Raw genomic sequence first — 16888 nt, forward strand, 5'->3', positions numbered from 1 at the left:
GCGGGGGGGCCGGGGCCGTGCGCCGCTCAGTTCGCGGCGGCCCGGGCGGCGACGCGGGCGAGCAGCCGCTCGCGCTGGGCCGGGTCGGTCGCCAGGTCGATCGCGGTCCACGCCATGGCGAGTCCGCCGTCCAGGACGGCCCGGTCGGCGGCGGCCGTGGTGCCGTACCGGGTGAAGTCCGGGTGGTGCATGATCGTGTCGCCGCAGTCGTACCCGATGGAGGGGTGGATCGTCGGGACGAGGTGCGAGACGTTCCCCATGTCGGTCGAACCGCCGCGCAGACCCGGGTCGTTGGGGAGGACGGTGCGGCCGAGCGCCTCGGCGGCGGCCTGGTAGCTCCGCCCCATCGCGAGGTCCTGACGGAGGTCGGCGTAGTCGTTGCCGACCGTCTCCAGGACGAGCTCGGCGCCGGTGGCCAGGGCCCCGGCCTCGAAGCAGGCCCGGACCCGCGCCTGGAGCTCGGCGAGTTCCTCGCTGGTGCCGGCCCGGACGTCGTAGGTGGCGGTGGCGCTCCCGGGGATGACGTTCGCCGCGTCCCCGGCCGAGGTGACGACGCCCGAGACGACGGCGCCGGGGATCATCTGCTGGCGGTGGGCGGCGATCGCGACCTGGGCGATCATCATCGCGTCGGCGGCGTTGACCCCCCGGTGCGGCATCGCGGCGGCGTGCGCCGGGACGCCGGTGTACGCGACGGAGAGGCTGCTGATGGCGAGGGTCGACAGGCCCACGGCGTCCTGCGGCGCCGCGTGCACCATCATGGCGGCCGCCACGTCGTCGAAGGCCCCGGCGCGGAGCATGTCCACCTTGCCGCCGCCCGACTCCTCCGCGGGGGTGCCGAGGAGCGCGACGGTGAGGCCGAGCTCGTCGGCGAGGGGGGCGAGCGCCAGGGCCGCGGCGACGGAGGCGGACCCGTTGACGTTGTGGCCGCAGGCGTGGCCGATGCCGGGCAGCGCGTCGTACTCGGCGCAGATCGCGACCACCAGGTCGCCGCTGCCGGCGGTGGCGCGGAAGGCGGTGGGCAGTCCGTACGCCTCGCGGGTCACGTCGAAGCCGGCGCGCTCCACGAGGTCGGTGATGCGGCGGGCCGCGCGGTGCTCCTCGTAGGCGAGCTCGGGGTCGGCGTGCAGGGCGTGGCTGAGGCCGATGACCGTGTCCTGGTGGCGGCTCAGGGTGGCCCGGCTGCGGTCGCGGGCCGTGGTGGTGGTCGTCATCGGAGGTCCTTCGACGGGGTGCGGTAGAGGAGGGAGGCGGCGCCGCCGGCGACGGAGATCGCCGCGCACAGCACCCAGGAGGTGGTGTAGGCGCCGAGGTCCGGCAGGGTGTGACCGGCGGGGGTGTGCCCGGCGAAGACGGTGAGGACGGCGGCGGCGCCGAGCGAGCCGCCGACGTTGATGATCAGCTCGTTGATGCCGGAGCCGACGGACGTCCGGTCGTGGGGGACGGACTCGACGGCGAGGGTCCGCGTGGAGTGCTGCAGGAAGCCGTTGCCGAGTCCGGCGAGCGCCGTGCCGAGGAGGAAGAGCGGCGCCGAGGAGTGCGTGGCGAGGACCACGACGTACCCGACGGCCATCAGGGCGGAGCCGGTGACCAGGGTGAGCCGGTCGGTGATGCGGGCGGCGACGGCCGGCGCGGCGAGCGCGCCCAGGGCCATGGCCAGGAGGTTGGGGAGCATGCCCAGGCCGATGACGGCGGGGCCGTACCCGAAGCCGTAGCCGGTCTCGTCGGCACTCGTGCCCAGGAAGACCGGGTGGGCGACCTGGAGGCCCAGCATGCAGAAGCTGAAGGAGAGCGTCACGACGGAGACCACCACGACGTTGCGCCGGGCGAACATCCGGACGTCGATCATCGGCTCGGCGGTACGGAGCTCCACGAGGACCCACAGGGCGGTGACGAGCACACCGCCGACGAGGGTGACGAGGGTCCGGGCGGAGCTCCACTCCCAGCCGGGGGTGCCGCCGAGACCGAGCGCGAGCATCAGGGCGACCAGGCCGACGCAGAGCAGCACCGCCCCGGCCCAGTCGACGGAGCCGCCGGGGCGGTTCTCGGACTCGGGGAGCAGGGGCCAGGTCACGGCCAGCGCGATACTGGCGCCGACGGCGGGCACCCAGAGGGCGGCGGTCGGGCTGTCGACGGTCGCGGCGATGAGACCGCTGGAGAGCAGGCCGAGGGTGAGGCCGCCGATCAGCGCGGCGACCATGCGGCTGATGCCGCGGCGGCTCTCCGCGTCGCCGCCGTCGGGGCGGTTGCGGAGGATGCCCACGAGGAGCGGGAAGAAGCCGGCGATGGCGCCCTGGAGGATCTGGCCGGCGAGCAGCATCGGGAAGGAGCGGCTGAGTCCGACGAGGACGGAGCCGGCGATGACGATCGCGAGGTTCCAGCGGAGCAGGCGGCGGTGGCCGTAGAGGTCGCCCATACGGGCGAGGACCGGCGTGAAGGCGACGCTGGCCAGCAGGTTCGCGATGCTGATCCAGTTCAGGTCGGCGGCGGTGACCCGCAGGGTGTCCGTGAGGCCCTTGAGCAGCGGGGAGAGGAATCCCTGGGTGATGCCGCTGGAGAGCTCGACGAGCACGACCGAGGCGATGACCGCGCCGGCGGGGACGGGCCGTACGGCCCTTCTCCGGCCGGGGGCGGTGCGGGTACCGACGTCCGTCATACGTACTACCTCTTCGGGAGGGCCGCGGGGGCTCGATGGGGAGGGGACCGCCCGACGGGTGGGGAACGGGGGCGGAAGATGCACCACAATGTGGCGACCGAACGGCACTTCGGGCAAGACTTGACCGTGAAGACGGCCGATTGCGGCAGCACGTGGGGGCGCGACGGCGGATTCGGGCACGAGCGGGCCGGGTGGGGCGTCTTCGGGCGGCCCCTGCCGGGAGGAGAAGAGACGCGATGACGACGGAACGGGCACCCCGGCACGGAGGCGGCGGGGCGGGCGCGGGCGCGCCCGGCGGCGGCGCGGGTCAGAGGACCGGCGGGGCGGGCACGGCGGCGGGCGGGGCGGGCACGGCGGCGGGCGGATCGGCTGTCGCGACCGGCGGCCCGGGTGTCGGGGCCGGCGGCCCGGGCGCCGGAACCGGTGGGGCCGGCCCGGCCGGAGGCGGCGTCCGGGGCGAGGGGGCCGGCGGATCCGGGGCCGCCGGCGGCCTGGACGCGCTGGACCACGGGATCCTCAAGGTCCTGCACCGCGACCCGCGCGCCCCCTTCGCGGAGGTCGCCGCGGCCGTCGGGGCGCACGAGCGGACCGTCGCGCGCCGCCTGGAGCGGATGACCGCCGACGGGCGGGTCGCGTTCGTGGCGGCGCTCATCCCCGAGTACCAGTACGAGGGGGTGACGGCGGAGATCGCCGTACGGTGCGCGCCCGGGCGCGTCCACGAGGTGGCGCTGACGCTCGCCGCCCTGGACGAGACGCGGTCCGTCGAGGTCGCCACCGGGGCGCTCGACGTGTTCGTCGAGCTCCAGGCGGCCGGTCACGACGCGCTCCTCACCCTCGTGGACACCGCGATCGGCCGGCTCGACGGGGTCGTGGACATCCACTCGGCGGTGGTGCTCCGGCTGCTGCTCACGGCCAGCGACTGGGCACCGTACGACGACGAGCCCACGGACGTGCGGCGGCACGCCGTCGAGGGCACCGCGCTCCCCGAGCCGCCGGACGTGGACGAGCTCGACCGGCGGCTCGTCGAGCTGCTCCGGCGCGACGCCCGCATGTCGACGACGCGCCTCGCACGGGAGCTGAGCGTCGGCGAGACGACGGCCCGGCGGCGCCTGGCCCGGCTGACGGCCTCGCACGTGCTGCACCTGCGGCTGCACGCCGACCCGGCGGTCCTGGGGTATCCGGTGGAGGCGCGGTTCCGCCTCGGTGTCCCGCACCGCGAGCTGGACGGCGCGATCCGGCTGCTGGCGCGGGAACCGGCCGTGCGGCACCTGGTGGTCACGAGCGGCGGGACGAGCCTGCTCGGGTATTCCAGCCACCGCGACACCCGGGACCTCCAGGAGTTCACGGCCCGGGTGTTCGCCCGCCTGGAGGGCGTGACGTCGACGGAGACGGCGCTCCTGATGCGGACGTACAAGAGGGCGGGCTTCACGGCGGTCGAGGCCTGAGGGACGGACGCGGCACCCCCGCCGCGGCGAGGGGGCGCCCACGGCGAGGGCCCCGCCGGTCGCTCGCGCGACCCGCGGGGCCCTCGGTGGTCCGGCGCGCGCCTCTGCGGTACGCCCGCCGGACGGGCGGCGGCGTCGCGGGACCGTCCCCACGTCCCCCGCGGCGGCGCCGCCCGGTCCTCTCCGCCGTCAGGCGGTCGTGGCCCGCGGGGCGGGGAGCGGGTCCACTCCCGGCCCGGCGTCCCGGACGGTGTCGCCGGGGGCCGCCGCGGCCTTCGCGGGGATGAGCGCGGCGACCACCGAGGCCACGAGACCGACACCGCAGCCGATGAGCATCGCGACCCGGAAGCCGTCCTCGGAGGGCAGCGCGTGGCCGCCGAGGGTGGTGGTCATCTGGGCGAGGACGACACCGATGACCGCGGCCGAGACGGAGGTGCCGATGGAGCGCATCAGGGTGTTGAAGCTGTTGGCGGAGGCGGTCTCCTCCTGCGGCACCGCGCCCATGATGAGGGCCGGCATGGCCCCGTAGGCGAGTCCGACACCGGTGTTGCAGATGAGGGTCACGGCGAGCAGGCCCCAGGTGGAGCCCATGAGGGCGAGCGAGGAGCCGTACCCGACGGCGATGACGAGCGCGCCGAGGGAGAGCGTGACCTTGGGGCCGCGGGCGGCCGAGAGCTTGGCGCCGAGCGGCGCGAGGATCATCATCATGAGGCCGGCCGGGGCCATCCAGAGGCCCATGGCCATCATCGACTGCCCCAGGCCGTACCCGGTCGCCTCGGGCAGCTGGAACAGCTGGGGCACGACCAGGGACTGCGCGTACATGGCGAAGCCGACCAGGACCGAGGCCGCATTGGTCATGAGGACGACCGGGCGGGCGGTGACGCGCAGGTCGACGAGCGGGTCGGAGGTGCGCAGCTCCCAGAAGCCCCAGCCGAGCAGGACGACGGCCGCGACGGCGAAGAGGCCGAGCGTGGTGCCGCTGCCCCAGCCCCAGGTGGCGCCCTTGGACACGGCGAGCAGCAGGGCGACGAGCCCGACGCCGAGGCCGAGCGCGCCGGGCACGTCGAAGCGGCCGGGGGCGGCGGCGCGGCGGCCGTCGGGGACGACGCGCCAGATCAGGAAGCCGACGACGAGGCTCAGGGCGGCGGCGACCCAGAAGAGCACGCGCCAGCTGGCGTTCTCGGCGACGGCGGCGGAGAAGGGCAGGCCCAGGGCGCCGCCGACGCCCATGGAGGCGCTCATCAGGGCGATGGAGCCGCCGAGGCGCTCGGGCGGGAGGATGTCCCGGAGCAGGCTGATGCCGAGCGGTACGACGCCCATGCCGAGGCCCTGGAGTCCGCGTCCGACGATCATCGGGACGACGGACGAGGCGAGCGCGCAGACGACGGAGCCGGCGACGAGCGGGATCACGGAGGCGAGCAGGACGCGCCGCTTGCCGAGGGTGTCGCCGAGACGGCCCGCCACGGGGGTGGCGACGGCTCCGGCGAGGAGGGTGGCGGTGATCACCCAGGACGCGTTGGAGGCGGTGGTGCCGAGCAGCTTCGGGAGGTCCCCGATGAGCGGCACCACCAGGGTCTGCATGAGCGCGGCCACGATGCCGGCCATGGCGAGGACGCCGACGACGCCGCCGGGGCGGGCGTCGGGCTTGGAGCCGTCCACGGGTTCTCCCTCACAGGTTCTTCGATTGACTTATATGCATCATGCATATCTGTTGCTCTATACACAAGCTATGCAGGATGCATATGGTTGCGGAACAGGAGAGAATGCCTCCATGGACAAGCCCACCCACCTGGTCGAGTTCGAGAGCATGCTGCTCGGACGGCACGCCCACCTGTACGGACCGCGCCGCGCGGCCGGGGTCCAGCTCGACCGCAGCGCGTACGTGCTCCTCACCCGCATCCGGATGCACGGGCCGATGTCCATCGGGCAGCTCAGCGAGGCCTTCGGCCTCGACGCCTCCACCCTCAACCGGCAGACGGCCGCGATGCTCCGCGCCGGCGTCGTGGAGCGCATCCCGGATCCGGACGGCGGGATCGCCCGCAAGTTCCGCATCACGGAGGAGGGCGAGCGTCGCCTGGAGGCCGACCGGTCCTCGAACATCGAGGGCCTGGAGCGCGTGCTGGAGGAGTGGTCGCCCGAGGACGTGCTCCGTTTCGCCGCCTACCTGGAGCGCTTCAACCGGGACATCGAGCGACTCGAAGGACGCCCCTGGCCCCGGCCGTGACGGCGCTCAGGCGCCGCGGTGCATCGCGGCCCGCCGGTCCGCCGTCGCCAGGGCGGTGTTGACGAGCGCCACGACGGCGAGGACGACGGCCCACAGCGGACGTTCGAGACCGAGGAGCGCGAGCGCCGCCGCGCCGAACACCAGGGCCTTCACGAGCAGGACGCCCGCGAGCGGCACCCGGAACCGTGCCTGCGGCGCGGCGAACAGGCCCCACACGACGGCCGCGAGAGCGGGCGCGGCGACGGCGAGCAGCAGCCGGAGCGCCACGCTCTCCGCGGCCTCCCACCCCCACCACGCCAGTACGGCCAGGGCGGCGAGCTCCAGGAGGAACGCCAGCCCCTCGTTGGCCACGTGCAGCGGGGCGGGCAGCTTCATCGGGAACCTCTCGACCTCGATCACTCGTACGCGGACGGCCCGAGCGTAGACGCCGGGCGCCGCTTCCGTCAGAAGTCTTCCCTCCCCCGCCCCCGCGGCGGTAACTTCCGCCCGACGCAAGACGTTTCAGAAACTTTCCGATCGCGTTTCCATTCGGTGCCGATCCCCGCTGCTCCCCGCCGGCCCGTACGGAACGCCTCCGTCTGGAGCTTCAGATGAGCCGCATCCCCGTCCCCCGGCCCGGACGCCCGGTGGCCCTCCTGGCGCTGGCCGCCGGCCTGCTCGGCCTGCTCGCCGCGCCACCCGGCCCGCCCGCGCCCCGGACCTCCCCCGTCGCCGCCGTCACGGCCGTCGCGGAGAACACCGCGACGGTCTTCTACTGGACGAAGACGAAGAACTGGGCCGCCCCCCGGCTGCACTACGCCCCCGACGGCGGCTCCTGGACCACGGTCCCGGGCGTCGCCATGGAACCCGCCTGCGCGGACTGGGTGAAGAAGACCGTGAGCCTCGGCACGGCCTCCGGACTCCGGGCGACCTTCAACGACGGCAGCGGGACCTGGGACAACAACGGCGGCAGGAACTACGCCCTGGGCACCGGGAACATCACCGTCAGGGACGGGGTGGTCGCCCACTCCGACCCGTGCGGGGACACCACGCCCTCCCCCGCCGCCGGGGCCACGGTCTACTACTCCACGGAAGCCCTCGGCTGGTCCACCGCGAACCTCCACTACCAGCCCGCGGGCGGCACGTGGACCGCCGTCCCGGGCGTCGGCATGCAGGCGGCCTGCGCCGGCTGGTGGAAGCGGGAGATCGACCTCGGGACGGCCGCCTCCCTCAAGGCCGCGTTCAACAACGGCAACGGGACCTGGGACAACAACGGCGGCTCCGACTACACGATCGGCACGGGCGTCTCGACCGTGCGGAACCGGGTGGTGACGGCGAACGCCGCCGACCCCTGCGCCGCGACCCCGCCCGACACCCGGCCCCCCACCGCGCCGGCCGGAGTGACCGCCACCGCCGACGGCGTCTCCGTCCTGCTCTCCTGGGACCCGGCCACCGACGACCGGGGCGTGACGAAGTACCAGGTCACCCGGGTCGGCGGCGGCGGTGGCACGGTCGTGACCGACGTCGCCTCCACCGTGTACTCCGACACCGGACTCGCCGAACGCACCGCGTACACCTACACGGTGAGGGCCGTGGACGCCGCCGGGAACGTCTCCGCCGCCTCGGCCGCCGCGACCGCGACGACCGGCGACAGGCCGGCCACGCCCGCGACCGGGAAGCCGCTCGGCACGGACCCGCGCAAGGATCCGATCTACTTCGTCCTGACCGCCCGGTTCAACGACGGTGACGCGTCGAACGACCGCGGCGGCAGCCAGCACGTGAAGTCGGGGAACGCGGCGAACGACGACCCCATGTTCCGGGGCGACTTCAAGGGCCTCATCCAGAAGCTGGACTACGTCAAGGGGCTCGGGTTCTCGGCGATCTGGGTCACGCCGGTGGTCCTCAACCGCTCGGACTACGACTACCACGGCTACCACGGCTGGGACTTCTACAAGGTCGACCCGCGCCTGGAGTCCGCCGGCGCCTCGTACCAGGACCTGATCGACGCCGCCCACGCCAAGGGCATGAAGATCTACCAGGACGTCGTCTACAACCACTCCTCCCGCTGGGGCGCCAAGGGCCTGTTCGTGCCGACCGTGTACGGCGTGCGGGACGCCCAGTGGAGCTGGTACTACGACGAGAAGCAGCCCGGCTTCGAGTACGACGGGCTCACCGTCGACGCGAAGTCCGGGAAGTCCTACTCCAACGGCGACCTGTGGTCGACCGCCGAGCCCGCCGGCAACACGTGCGTGAACTGGGGAAGGCCCACCGGCGGAAAGAGCGCCGAGGGCTACACGGTCTACAACTGCCAGTGGCCGAGCCCGACCTCCGGCATGTTCCCGAAGGCGCTCTACCACCAGTGCTGGATCGGCAACTGGGAGGGTGAGGACTCCCGTTCCTGCTGGCTGCACGAGGACCTGGCGGACTTCGACACCGAGAACGCGACCGTGCAGAACTACCTGATCGGCGCGTACGACAAGTACATCGACATGGGCGTCGACGGCTTCCGCGTCGACACGGCCGTGCACATACCGCGCACCACCTGGAACCGCCGCTTCCTGCCGGCCATCCAGGAGCGGGTGACGCAACGTCACGGGGCCGAGGCGGCCGCGAACTTCTTCGTCTTCGGCGAGGTCGCCGCCTTCGTCAACGACAAGTGGAACCGCGGCTCGGTGAACCACTCCGCCCAGTTCTACACCTGGAAGGAGCGCAAGGAGTACGACGCCGACGACACCAGGGCCGCCCTGGAGATGTACGCCTACGAGCAGCAGCGGGGCACCGGCGACCAGCCCACCTCCACCAACGCCTTCCTGGAGGGGAACAGCTACCACGCGCCCGACCACAGCCGCTTCTCCGGCATGAACGTCATCGACATGCGCATGCACATGAACTTCGGTGACGCGCAGAACGCCTTCTCCAACGGCAAGGACTCCGACGACAGTTACAACGACGCCACCTACAACGTCGTCTACGTCGACAGCCACGACTACGGGCCGAACAAGTCGAGCGAGCGGTACGCCGGCGGCACCGACGCCTGGGCGGAGAACATGTCCCTGATGTGGACCTTCCGCGGCATCCCGACGCTGTACTACGGATCCGAGATCGAGTTCCAGAAGGGGAAGAAGATCGACTGCGGGCCGGCCTGCCCGCTCGCCGGCACGGGCCGCGCGTACTTCGGCGACCACGTGGCCGGATCCGTCACGGCCACCGACTTCTGCCAGGTCTCCGCCGCCTCGGGCGCGGTCGCGACCACGCTCCAGCAGCCCCTGGTCCGGCACGTCCAGCGGCTCAACCAGATCCGCCGGGCCGTCCCCGCGCTCCAGGCGGGCCAGTACTCCACGGAGGGCGTCACGGGCGGCATGGCGTTCAAGCGCCGCTACACCAGCGGCTCAACGGACAGCTTCGCCCTCGTCACGGTCTCGGGCGGCGCCTCCTTCACGGGCGTCCCGAACGGCACGTACGCGGACGCCGTCACCGGCGACGTCCGCACCGTCACCGACGGGACCCTCTCTGTCGCGGCCCCCGGCAAGGGGAACCTGCGGGTCTACGTCCTGAACGGTCCCGGAAGGATCGGCGCGGCCGGGCCGTACCTCAAGTAGCGCGTACGACGAGGGCCGACAAGGGGTGACGAGGGGGAGGACCGAAATCCACCCCCTCGTCGCCATGTTCAAGTCAAGATTTTGTTACGTGAACGGGCTTGTCGGGCAGAAGACTTCCTTCCGCTCCGTCCGTCTGGGATCTTGCGTCCACCCCACACATCACAGGGCCCGGCCGGCGCCACCCGCGCCACCGGGTCATCGGAGGACGCATTGTTTTCCCAGATATCCGGCCGCGTGAGACTCGCGGCGACCGTTCTCGGCACGGCCCTCGCGCTCGCCGGACCCGTCTCCCTCGCCCAGGCCGCCCCGCTCGACAACGAGCCGCTCGCCGCGTTCACCGCGGCCGCCCGGACGAACACCGCGGCGCCCGCCGCCTGGGCCGCGGGCACCCGCGCCTACCTGGTCATCACGGCCCCCGGTGACACCACCACCGTCCGTACCGCCGTCGCGAACAACGGCGGCTCGGTCTTCGCCTCGTACGACGCGATCGGCGTGATCGTCGCGCACTCGACCTCCGCCTCCTTCGCCGCCACGATGCGCGGCGTCTCCGGCGTCCAGAAGGTCGGCGCGACCCGCACCTCCGACGTCCCCGCGGACGCCTACAACCCGGCGCTCCCGGCCAACCCCTCGCAGGCGACGGCGCCCACGACCGAGCCGGTGCGCTCGGACATGACGCAGATCAAGGCCGACCAGGCCTGGGCCGTCAACCCGGGCTCGGCCTCGGTCAAGGTCGGCATCCTGGACACCGGCGTGGACGACCAGCACCAGGACCTGGCGCCGAACTTCAACGCCGCCGACTCGGTCTCCTGCGCGTACGGCAAGACGGACACCCGGACCGGGGCCTGGCGCGACGTCGACCAGCACGGCACCCACGTCGCGGGCACGGTCGCGGCCGCCAAGAACGGCAAGGGCGCCATCGGCGTCGCTCCCGGCGTGAAGATCTCCTCGGTGCGCATCGCCGAGCCGGGCAGCACCCTGTTCTTCGCGGAGAACACCGTCTGCGGCCTCGTGTGGGCCGGTGACCACGGGTTCAAGGTCACCAACAACAGCTACTACACGGACCCGTGGCAGTTCAACTGCCCGAACGACCTCGACCAGGCGGCCATCCTGGAGGGCGTGGGCCGCGCCCAGGCGTACGCCGAGGGCAAGGGCTCCCTTCAGGTCGCGGCGGCCGGCAACTCCAACGTCGACCTGGCCAACAAGACCACCGACTCGTCGAGCCCCAACGACTCGACGCCGGTGAACCGGACCATCACCAACGACTGCCTCGACATCCCGGCCGAGCTGCCGGGCGTCGTTACGGTCGCCGCCAACGGCACCAGCGGCTCGTCCAAGGCCTCGTTCTCCAACTACGGCCGTGACGTCATCGAGGTCTCGGCCCCCGGCGAGTCCGTCTACAGCACCGCCCCCGGCGGCAAGTACGCCTCGCTGAGCGGCACCTCGATGGCCTCCCCGCACGTGGCGGGCGTGGCCGCGCTGCTCGCCAGCGCCAACCCGTCGTACACCCCGGCGGACATCCGCGCGAAGCTCGGCGAGCAGGCCACCGACCTGGCCTGCCCGTCGGACGCCCGCTGCACCGGCACGACGGCGAAGAACAGCTTCTTCGGCGAGGGCCGCGTGGACGCCCTGAAGGCCGTCGGCGGCTCCACCCCGCCGGCCGGGGCGTACTTCGAGAACCTGGCGGACGTCGCGATCGCGGACAACGCCACGGTCGAGAGCCCGATCACGGTCAGCGGCGTGACGGGCAACGCGCCGGCCACCCTCAAGGTGGGCGTCGACATCAAGCACACGTACATCGGTGACCTGAAGGTCGACCTGGTGGCCCCGGACGGCAGCGTGTACACGCTGCACAACCGGACCGGCAGCGGTACGGACAACATCGCCCAGACGTACACGGTCAACGCCTCCTCGGAGGTCGCGAACGGCGTCTGGAAGCTCCGCGTGAACGACAACGCGAGCCAGGACACGGGCAAGATCGACGCCTGGAACCTGACCTTCTAGGACCACTGGAACCTGACCTTCCAGCACCTCCCGACCCGGGAGACGGGGCCGGAGCCGCCATGGCTCCGGCCCCGTCCGCGTCCGCGCGCGACTCCGGCGGAAGAAAGTCCGTACCGGGGGGTAGGCCTCCCCCGGGCCCTTGTTGTACGTTCCGTCTAACAAGCTTGCTAGACGCAACGTCTAACAAGAGCCCGAGCCGCTCGCGCGACCCCGAGGAGCCGCACCATGGCAAGCAGCACCGTTCGCCCGGACCACGAGAACGACGACGTCGCCGCGCGGCTGCTCCTGTCGGCCGCGAAGCTCTCCTACGACCCGGCCACCGAGGTCGACTGGGACACCCCCCTCGACAAGGACTTCCACGGCCAGAGCCCGGAGTGGAACAGCCTCTACGGGACCGCCTACTGGAACGAGATGAGCGAGGAGCAGCGCAAGGAGCTGACCCGCCAGGAGTCGGCCTCGGTGGCCAGCACCGGCATCTGGTTCGAGATGATCCTCCAGCAGCTGATGCTCCGTGACATCTACCGCATGGACCACACCGACCCCCGGTTCCAGTGGGCCCTCACCGAGATCGCCGACGAGTGCCGGCACTCCATCATGTTCGCCCGCGGCTCCCAGAAGCTCGGCGCGCCCTCCTACAAGCCCAGGAGGTCGGTCCTCGAACTCGGCCGCTTCATGAAGACCGTCGGGTTCGGCGAGGCCGCGTACGCCGGCATCCTCGTCGCCGAGGAGGTCCTCGACGTCATGCAGCGCGACTGGATGCGCGACGAGCGGGTCGTCCCCTTCGTCCGCACCATCAACAACATCCATGTCGTCGAGGAGTCCCGGCACATGAAGTTCGCCCGGGACGAGACCCGCCGCCACCTGGCGCGCGCGAGCAGGGCGCGCCGCCACTTCCAGGCACTCGTGGTCGCCATCGCCGCGTACTACATCATCACCAGCCTGGTGAACCCGGAGGTGTACGTGCGGGCCGGGCTCGACCCCGAGCGCGCACGCCGCGAGGCCGCCGCCAACGAGCACTACAAGGCGCTCCTGCGCGCCAGCTGCGCCGGACTGATGGAGTTCCTCGCGGACGTCGGGATGCTGACCCGCCCCGCGCTCTTCTTCTACCAGCGCGCGCACCTCGTCTGACCCGCCCCCGTCCCCCGGATCCGAGCTGAGCCGACGCCATGACCTACGCCATCACCCAGACCTGCTGCAACGACGCCACCTGCGTCGCCGTCTGCCCGGTCAACTGCATCCACCCGACGCCCGACGAGCCGGACTTCGGCACCACGGAGATGCTGTACGTCGACCCGAGGTCCTGCATCGACTGCGGCGCCTGTGCCGACGCCTGTCCCGTCGACGCGATCTTCCCCGCCGACCGGCTGCCGGAGCCCCTGCGGGAGTACGAGGCGATCAACGCCGCCCACTACGCGGGACGCGAGCCCGCCCCGGTCCTGGCGTCGCCCACCTTCCACCCCTGGGGCGCGCCCTCCTTCACGCGCTCCCTCCCGTCCGACTTCGCCCCGATCCGGGTCGCGGTCGTCGGCACCGGACCGGCCGGGATGTACGCCGCCGAGGACCTCCTCCTGCACACCAACGCCGAGGTGACGCTGATCGACCGGCTGCCCGTCGCCGGCGGACTCGTCCGGTACGGCGTGGCCCCCGACCACCCCGCGACCAAGGGCGCCGGGGACACCTTCGCCCGCTTCCACGCCCACCCGCGCGTCCGGATGCGGCTCGGCGTCCAGGTCGGCGTCGACGTCACCCCCGGGGAACTCGCCGCGCACCACGACGCGGTGGTCTACGCGGTGGGCGCGCCCTCCGACCGGCGTCTGGGCATCCCCGGCGAGGACCTGCCGGGCAGCGTCTCGGCGACCTCCGTCGTCTCCTGGTACAACGCGCACCCGGAGACCGGCGCGGACGCCGTTCGGCTCACGACCGAGCGGGTCGTCGTGGTCGGCAACGGCAACGTGGCGCTCGACGTGGCCCGGATCCTCGTCACGGACCCCGAGGCCCTCGCCCGGACCGACATCGCCGACCACGCCCTCGCCGCCCTGCGCGACGCCCGGGTCCGCGAGGTGGTGCTGCTCGGCCGGCGCGGTCCCGAGGACGCCGCGTACACCACCTCCGAACTGCTCGCCCTGAAGCACCTGCCGGGGGTCGACCTGGTCGTCGACGACTCGGATCCCCGCACCGGCGCGGCCGTCGACGGGGCGGAGCCCGGGACGAAGGCCGCGCTCCTGAGGGGCGTCGGCCGGGAGGCGGTGGACTGGACGCGGCCCCCCGCGGCGGACCGGCGCCGGATCGTCCTCCGCTTCCACTCCGCACCGGTCGAGGCCCTCGGCGAGGAGCACGTGCGGGCGGTCCGGGTGACGCGGGAGGGCGCGGCGGACGGGACGGAGATCGCGGCGGGTCTGCTCGTCCGGGCCATCGGTTACCGGGGCGTGCCGCTCGCGGGACTGCCGTTCGACGAGGCCGCCGGGACCGTGCCGCACGAGGCGGGCCGGGTGGCGGGGCTGCCCGGAAGCTATGTCGTCGGCTGGATCAAGCGCGGACCCTCCGGAGGCATCGGGGCCAACCGGGCCTGCGCGGAGGAGACGATCGGGTCGCTGCTCGCGGACGCGGTCGCCGGGGCGCTGCCGAGGCCGACGGGCACGTCGCAGGAGTTCCGGCGCCTCGCGAAGGGCCGCAGCGGGCGGGGGCTCGTCGACGCGCGCGGTCTGGCGTCCATCGACCGGGCCGAGCGGGCGCGGGGCCGGGACGCGGGGCGTCCCCGGGTCAAGCTGGCCACGGTGCAGGAGCTCGTCGCGGCGGCCCGGGGCGGCAGGCCGCGCCTGCGGGACTGAGGGGGTCGCGCTCCTCGGGTCCGGCCCGGGACGGCGGGCCGGTGCGGAGCGGTACGGAGCGACCGTACGGACCGGGCGTTCGGACGGGCGCACGGGACGGACGTGCGCGTCGGCCGGACGGTCAGACCGCGACGCTCAGCGCCTGGCGGAGCACGATCGCGTTGAGCCGTACCGCGAAGGGCACGACGTCGGTCAGGTCGAGCGCCAGCATCTCGGCCTTCGGCAGCTCGACGGTGACGTCGACGCAGAAGGCCAGGGCGTACATGTGGTCCCCGGTCTCCTCGTCCTGGAGGGCGAAGAACAGGTCCCGGTAGAACCGGGTGCGGTCCCCGGACTCCTCGTAGAAGGAGAGTCCGGGCTGCCCCTCCTGCGCGGCGAGCCCGGTGAAGGCCTGGACGAGCTCGCGCTCGACCGTGGCCCAGAACCCGGCCTCGGCGCACTCCGGCGGCAGCGCCTGGCGGACGGCCTCCTTGAGGGAGAGGACCATGACCAGGACGGGGGCGTACTCCTGGAGCCCCCAGCCCCGGACCATCTTCACCACGTCGCTGTCCGGCACGGCCGAGGCCGCCCGGTGGATCGCCTCGAAGTCGAAGTTGACGGTCGCCGGGGCGATCGCCTCCTGGAACACCCGGTCGATGGACCGGGCCTGGTCGAGGTGGTCCGGTGCCACCTCGACGACGGTCCTGAAACTGGCGGCCAAAGCTCCTCCTGGATGATCTCGGTGATCAGGAGGGGTCAGTATGCCGAGGCGCGGGGGGCCGGGCGCCGGGCGTCCGCCGTGCGGACGGTTCAGCCGCGGCCGCGGCGCGGCTTCCCGCTCCGGCCGGAGCCCGAGCCGCCCTTGCGGGCCGCCGAGGGCCGGCCCGCGGTGCGGGAACCGCCGCCCGGCTTCCCGGACCTCGCCGGCTTCGCGGCGCGCTGCTCCCTGGGCTGCTTCTGGCCCTTCTTCTCCTCGGCGCGGCGGCCCCGGGTGCTGTTCACGGTGCGGCCGCGGACAATGCCGATGAACTCCTCCACCAGGTCGGGCGCCTCGTCCGCCGCCGGCCACGACAGGGCCACCCGCGACTGCGGGACGCCGACGAGGGTCCGGTAGGTGAGGTCCTTGCGGTGGTGCAGTCGGGCCAGCGACTGCGGCACGGCGAGCACGCCGACGCCCGCGGCGACCAGTTCGACCGCGTCGGCGGTCGTCTCCGGGCGCTCCGTCGCGGGGCGCCCGGGCGGCTGCTCCCAGCCCAGGGTGTCGTCGAGGGGGTGCAGGACGAGCTCCTCGGCGAGGTCCTCGGCCGAGACCTCCTCCACCGCGGCGAACAGGTGGTCCTTGGGGACGACGACGACCGTCGTCTCGGTGTAGAGCGGGATGGCACTGAGGTCGTCCCCGTCGACGGGGAGCCGGACGAGCCCCGCGTCCACCGTGCCCTCCCGGAGCGCGCCGAAGGCCTCGGCCGGTGTGACGGCGTGGAGGGTCAGGGGCACGTCGGGCAGGCGCTCGTTCCAGATCCGCACCCACTTCGCGGGTGTCGCTCCCGGCACGTAGGCGAGCCGGAAGGAGGAGGGGGAGGAGGGGGTATCCGCGGGGAAAGCGTCCGAGCCTGTCACTCCGCCAGGTTACCGGTAGCAGCCGTGGTCGGAGGTCGGCCGCACGCTCGATACCCTTGACACCATGACGTCGCACCAGAACACCCAGACGATGAAGCCCGCGACCGCGGCGAAGAAGCTGGGTGTGTACCTCGAGGCCACCCCCGCAGAGTTCCAGGAGGGTGTCGTCTCGCGCTCCGAGCTGAACGAGCTCCAGGCCAACCCTCCCGCCTGGCTCCAGGAGCTGCGCGAGAAGGGACCGCACCCCCGCCCGGTCGTCGCGAACAAGCTGGGCGTCTCCATCGCCGGTCTCGCGCGCGGCGGAATCACCGAGCCGCTCACCACCGAGCAGATCGAGGCGATCAAGCAGGAGCTCCCCGAGTGGCTGAAGAAGGAGCGCGCCACCCAGTCGGAGGTCCGCAAGGAGACCGTCCGCATCAAGGAGCGCGACGCCGAGCGGGCGCGCCGCGACCAGGGCGCCTGACCGGTCCCCTCTGAACGCCACGCCGGTCCGGCCCGAAGCGCTTCGGGCCCGACCCGGGGGGCGTTGGCGCGCGTGCGGGGGTTATTCCCCCCATAGTGTA

General features: G+C 72.9%; 13 protein-coding genes. 7 read left to right on the top strand and 6 right to left on the bottom strand.

The genetic code is table 11. From position 1 onward, the window contains the following. Positions 1-26 precede the first annotated feature (26 nt). Positions 27-1211, bottom strand: a complete 1185-nt coding sequence (locus tag ACFV2S_RS16015) for a M20 family metallopeptidase (RefSeq protein WP_385558601.1) — start codon at positions 1209-1211, stop codon at positions 27-29. After that, positions 1208-2653 (bottom strand): MFS transporter, encoded by a 1446-nt coding sequence (locus ACFV2S_RS16020; protein WP_385558604.1) that lies wholly within the window; start codon positions 2651-2653, stop codon positions 1208-1210. Before ACFV2S_RS16020 ends, ACFV2S_RS16015 begins: the two co-directional genes overlap by 4 nt. Before the next feature lie 236 nt (positions 2654-2889). Between ACFV2S_RS16020 and ACFV2S_RS16025 the strand changes: the two genes are divergently transcribed. Beyond that, positions 2890-4098, top strand: coding sequence for an Lrp/AsnC family transcriptional regulator (locus ACFV2S_RS16025; protein ID WP_385558607.1), 1209 nt, complete (start codon positions 2890-2892; stop codon positions 4096-4098). A gap of 189 nt (positions 4099-4287) precedes the next feature. On the opposite strand, the gene ACFV2S_RS16030 is transcribed toward ACFV2S_RS16025, so the two are convergent. Continuing rightward, positions 4288-5757: an MFS transporter gene (locus ACFV2S_RS16030; RefSeq protein ID WP_385558610.1), complete on the bottom strand. Its 1470-nt coding sequence runs from the start codon at positions 5755-5757 to the stop codon at positions 4288-4290. 112 nt (positions 5758-5869) lie between these two features. Between ACFV2S_RS16030 and ACFV2S_RS16035 the strand changes: the two genes are divergently transcribed. Continuing rightward, positions 5870-6322, top strand: coding sequence for a MarR family winged helix-turn-helix transcriptional regulator (locus ACFV2S_RS16035; RefSeq protein WP_385558613.1), 453 nt, complete (start codon positions 5870-5872; stop codon positions 6320-6322). Positions 6323-6328: 6 nt separating this feature from the next. On the opposite strand, the gene ACFV2S_RS16040 is transcribed toward ACFV2S_RS16035, so the two are convergent. Beyond that, positions 6329-6697 (bottom strand): DUF2568 domain-containing protein, encoded by a 369-nt coding sequence (locus ACFV2S_RS16040; protein WP_385558616.1) that lies wholly within the window; start codon positions 6695-6697, stop codon positions 6329-6331. A 215-nt stretch (positions 6698-6912) separates the two neighbouring features. Between ACFV2S_RS16040 and ACFV2S_RS16045 the strand changes: the two genes are divergently transcribed. From ACFV2S_RS16045 to ACFV2S_RS16060, 4 genes are all read left to right on the top strand, one after another. Further along, a complete protein-coding gene (locus ACFV2S_RS16045) occupies positions 6913-9900 on the top strand; it encodes a carbohydrate binding domain-containing protein (protein WP_385558618.1) in 2988 nt (995 codons plus the stop codon). 210 nt (positions 9901-10110) lie between these two features. Further along, the gene (locus ACFV2S_RS16050; RefSeq protein WP_385558625.1) at positions 10111-11901 is read left to right on the top strand and encodes a S8 family serine peptidase; all 1791 of its coding nucleotides are present in this window, start codon (positions 10111-10113) and stop codon (positions 11899-11901) included. Positions 11902-12126: 225 nt separating this feature from the next. After that, on the top strand, positions 12127-13029 hold the full coding sequence (locus tag ACFV2S_RS16055; RefSeq protein WP_385558628.1) for a diiron oxygenase: 903 nt from the start codon (positions 12127-12129) through the stop codon (positions 13027-13029). A 38-nt stretch (positions 13030-13067) separates the two neighbouring features. Continuing rightward, positions 13068-14729, top strand: coding sequence for an FAD-dependent oxidoreductase (locus ACFV2S_RS16060; protein ID WP_385558632.1), 1662 nt, complete (start codon positions 13068-13070; stop codon positions 14727-14729). A gap of 121 nt (positions 14730-14850) precedes the next feature. Here ACFV2S_RS16060 and ACFV2S_RS16065 read toward each other — a convergent pair whose 3' ends face one another. Together ACFV2S_RS16065 and ACFV2S_RS16070 are read right to left on the bottom strand one after the other, a co-directional pair. Next, on the bottom strand, positions 14851-15429 hold the full coding sequence (locus tag ACFV2S_RS16065; protein ID WP_385558635.1) for a Type-2Aa cytolytic delta-endotoxin: 579 nt from the start codon (positions 15427-15429) through the stop codon (positions 14851-14853). Between the two features lie 89 nt (positions 15430-15518). Continuing rightward, the gene (locus ACFV2S_RS16070) at positions 15519-16325 is read right to left on the bottom strand and encodes a LysR family substrate-binding domain-containing protein (RefSeq protein WP_383793641.1); all 807 of its coding nucleotides are present in this window, start codon (positions 16323-16325) and stop codon (positions 15519-15521) included. 64 nt (positions 16326-16389) lie between these two features. On the opposite strand from ACFV2S_RS16070, the gene ACFV2S_RS16075 reads away from it, so the two are divergent. Further along, positions 16390-16788, top strand: coding sequence for a DUF5997 family protein (locus ACFV2S_RS16075; RefSeq protein WP_383793638.1), 399 nt, complete (start codon positions 16390-16392; stop codon positions 16786-16788). Positions 16789-16888: the final 100 nt, after the last annotated feature.

The organism is Streptomyces sp. NPDC059695 (genome assembly GCF_042733785.1).
Classification (GTDB): Bacteria; Actinomycetota; Actinomycetes; order Streptomycetales; family Streptomycetaceae; genus Streptomyces.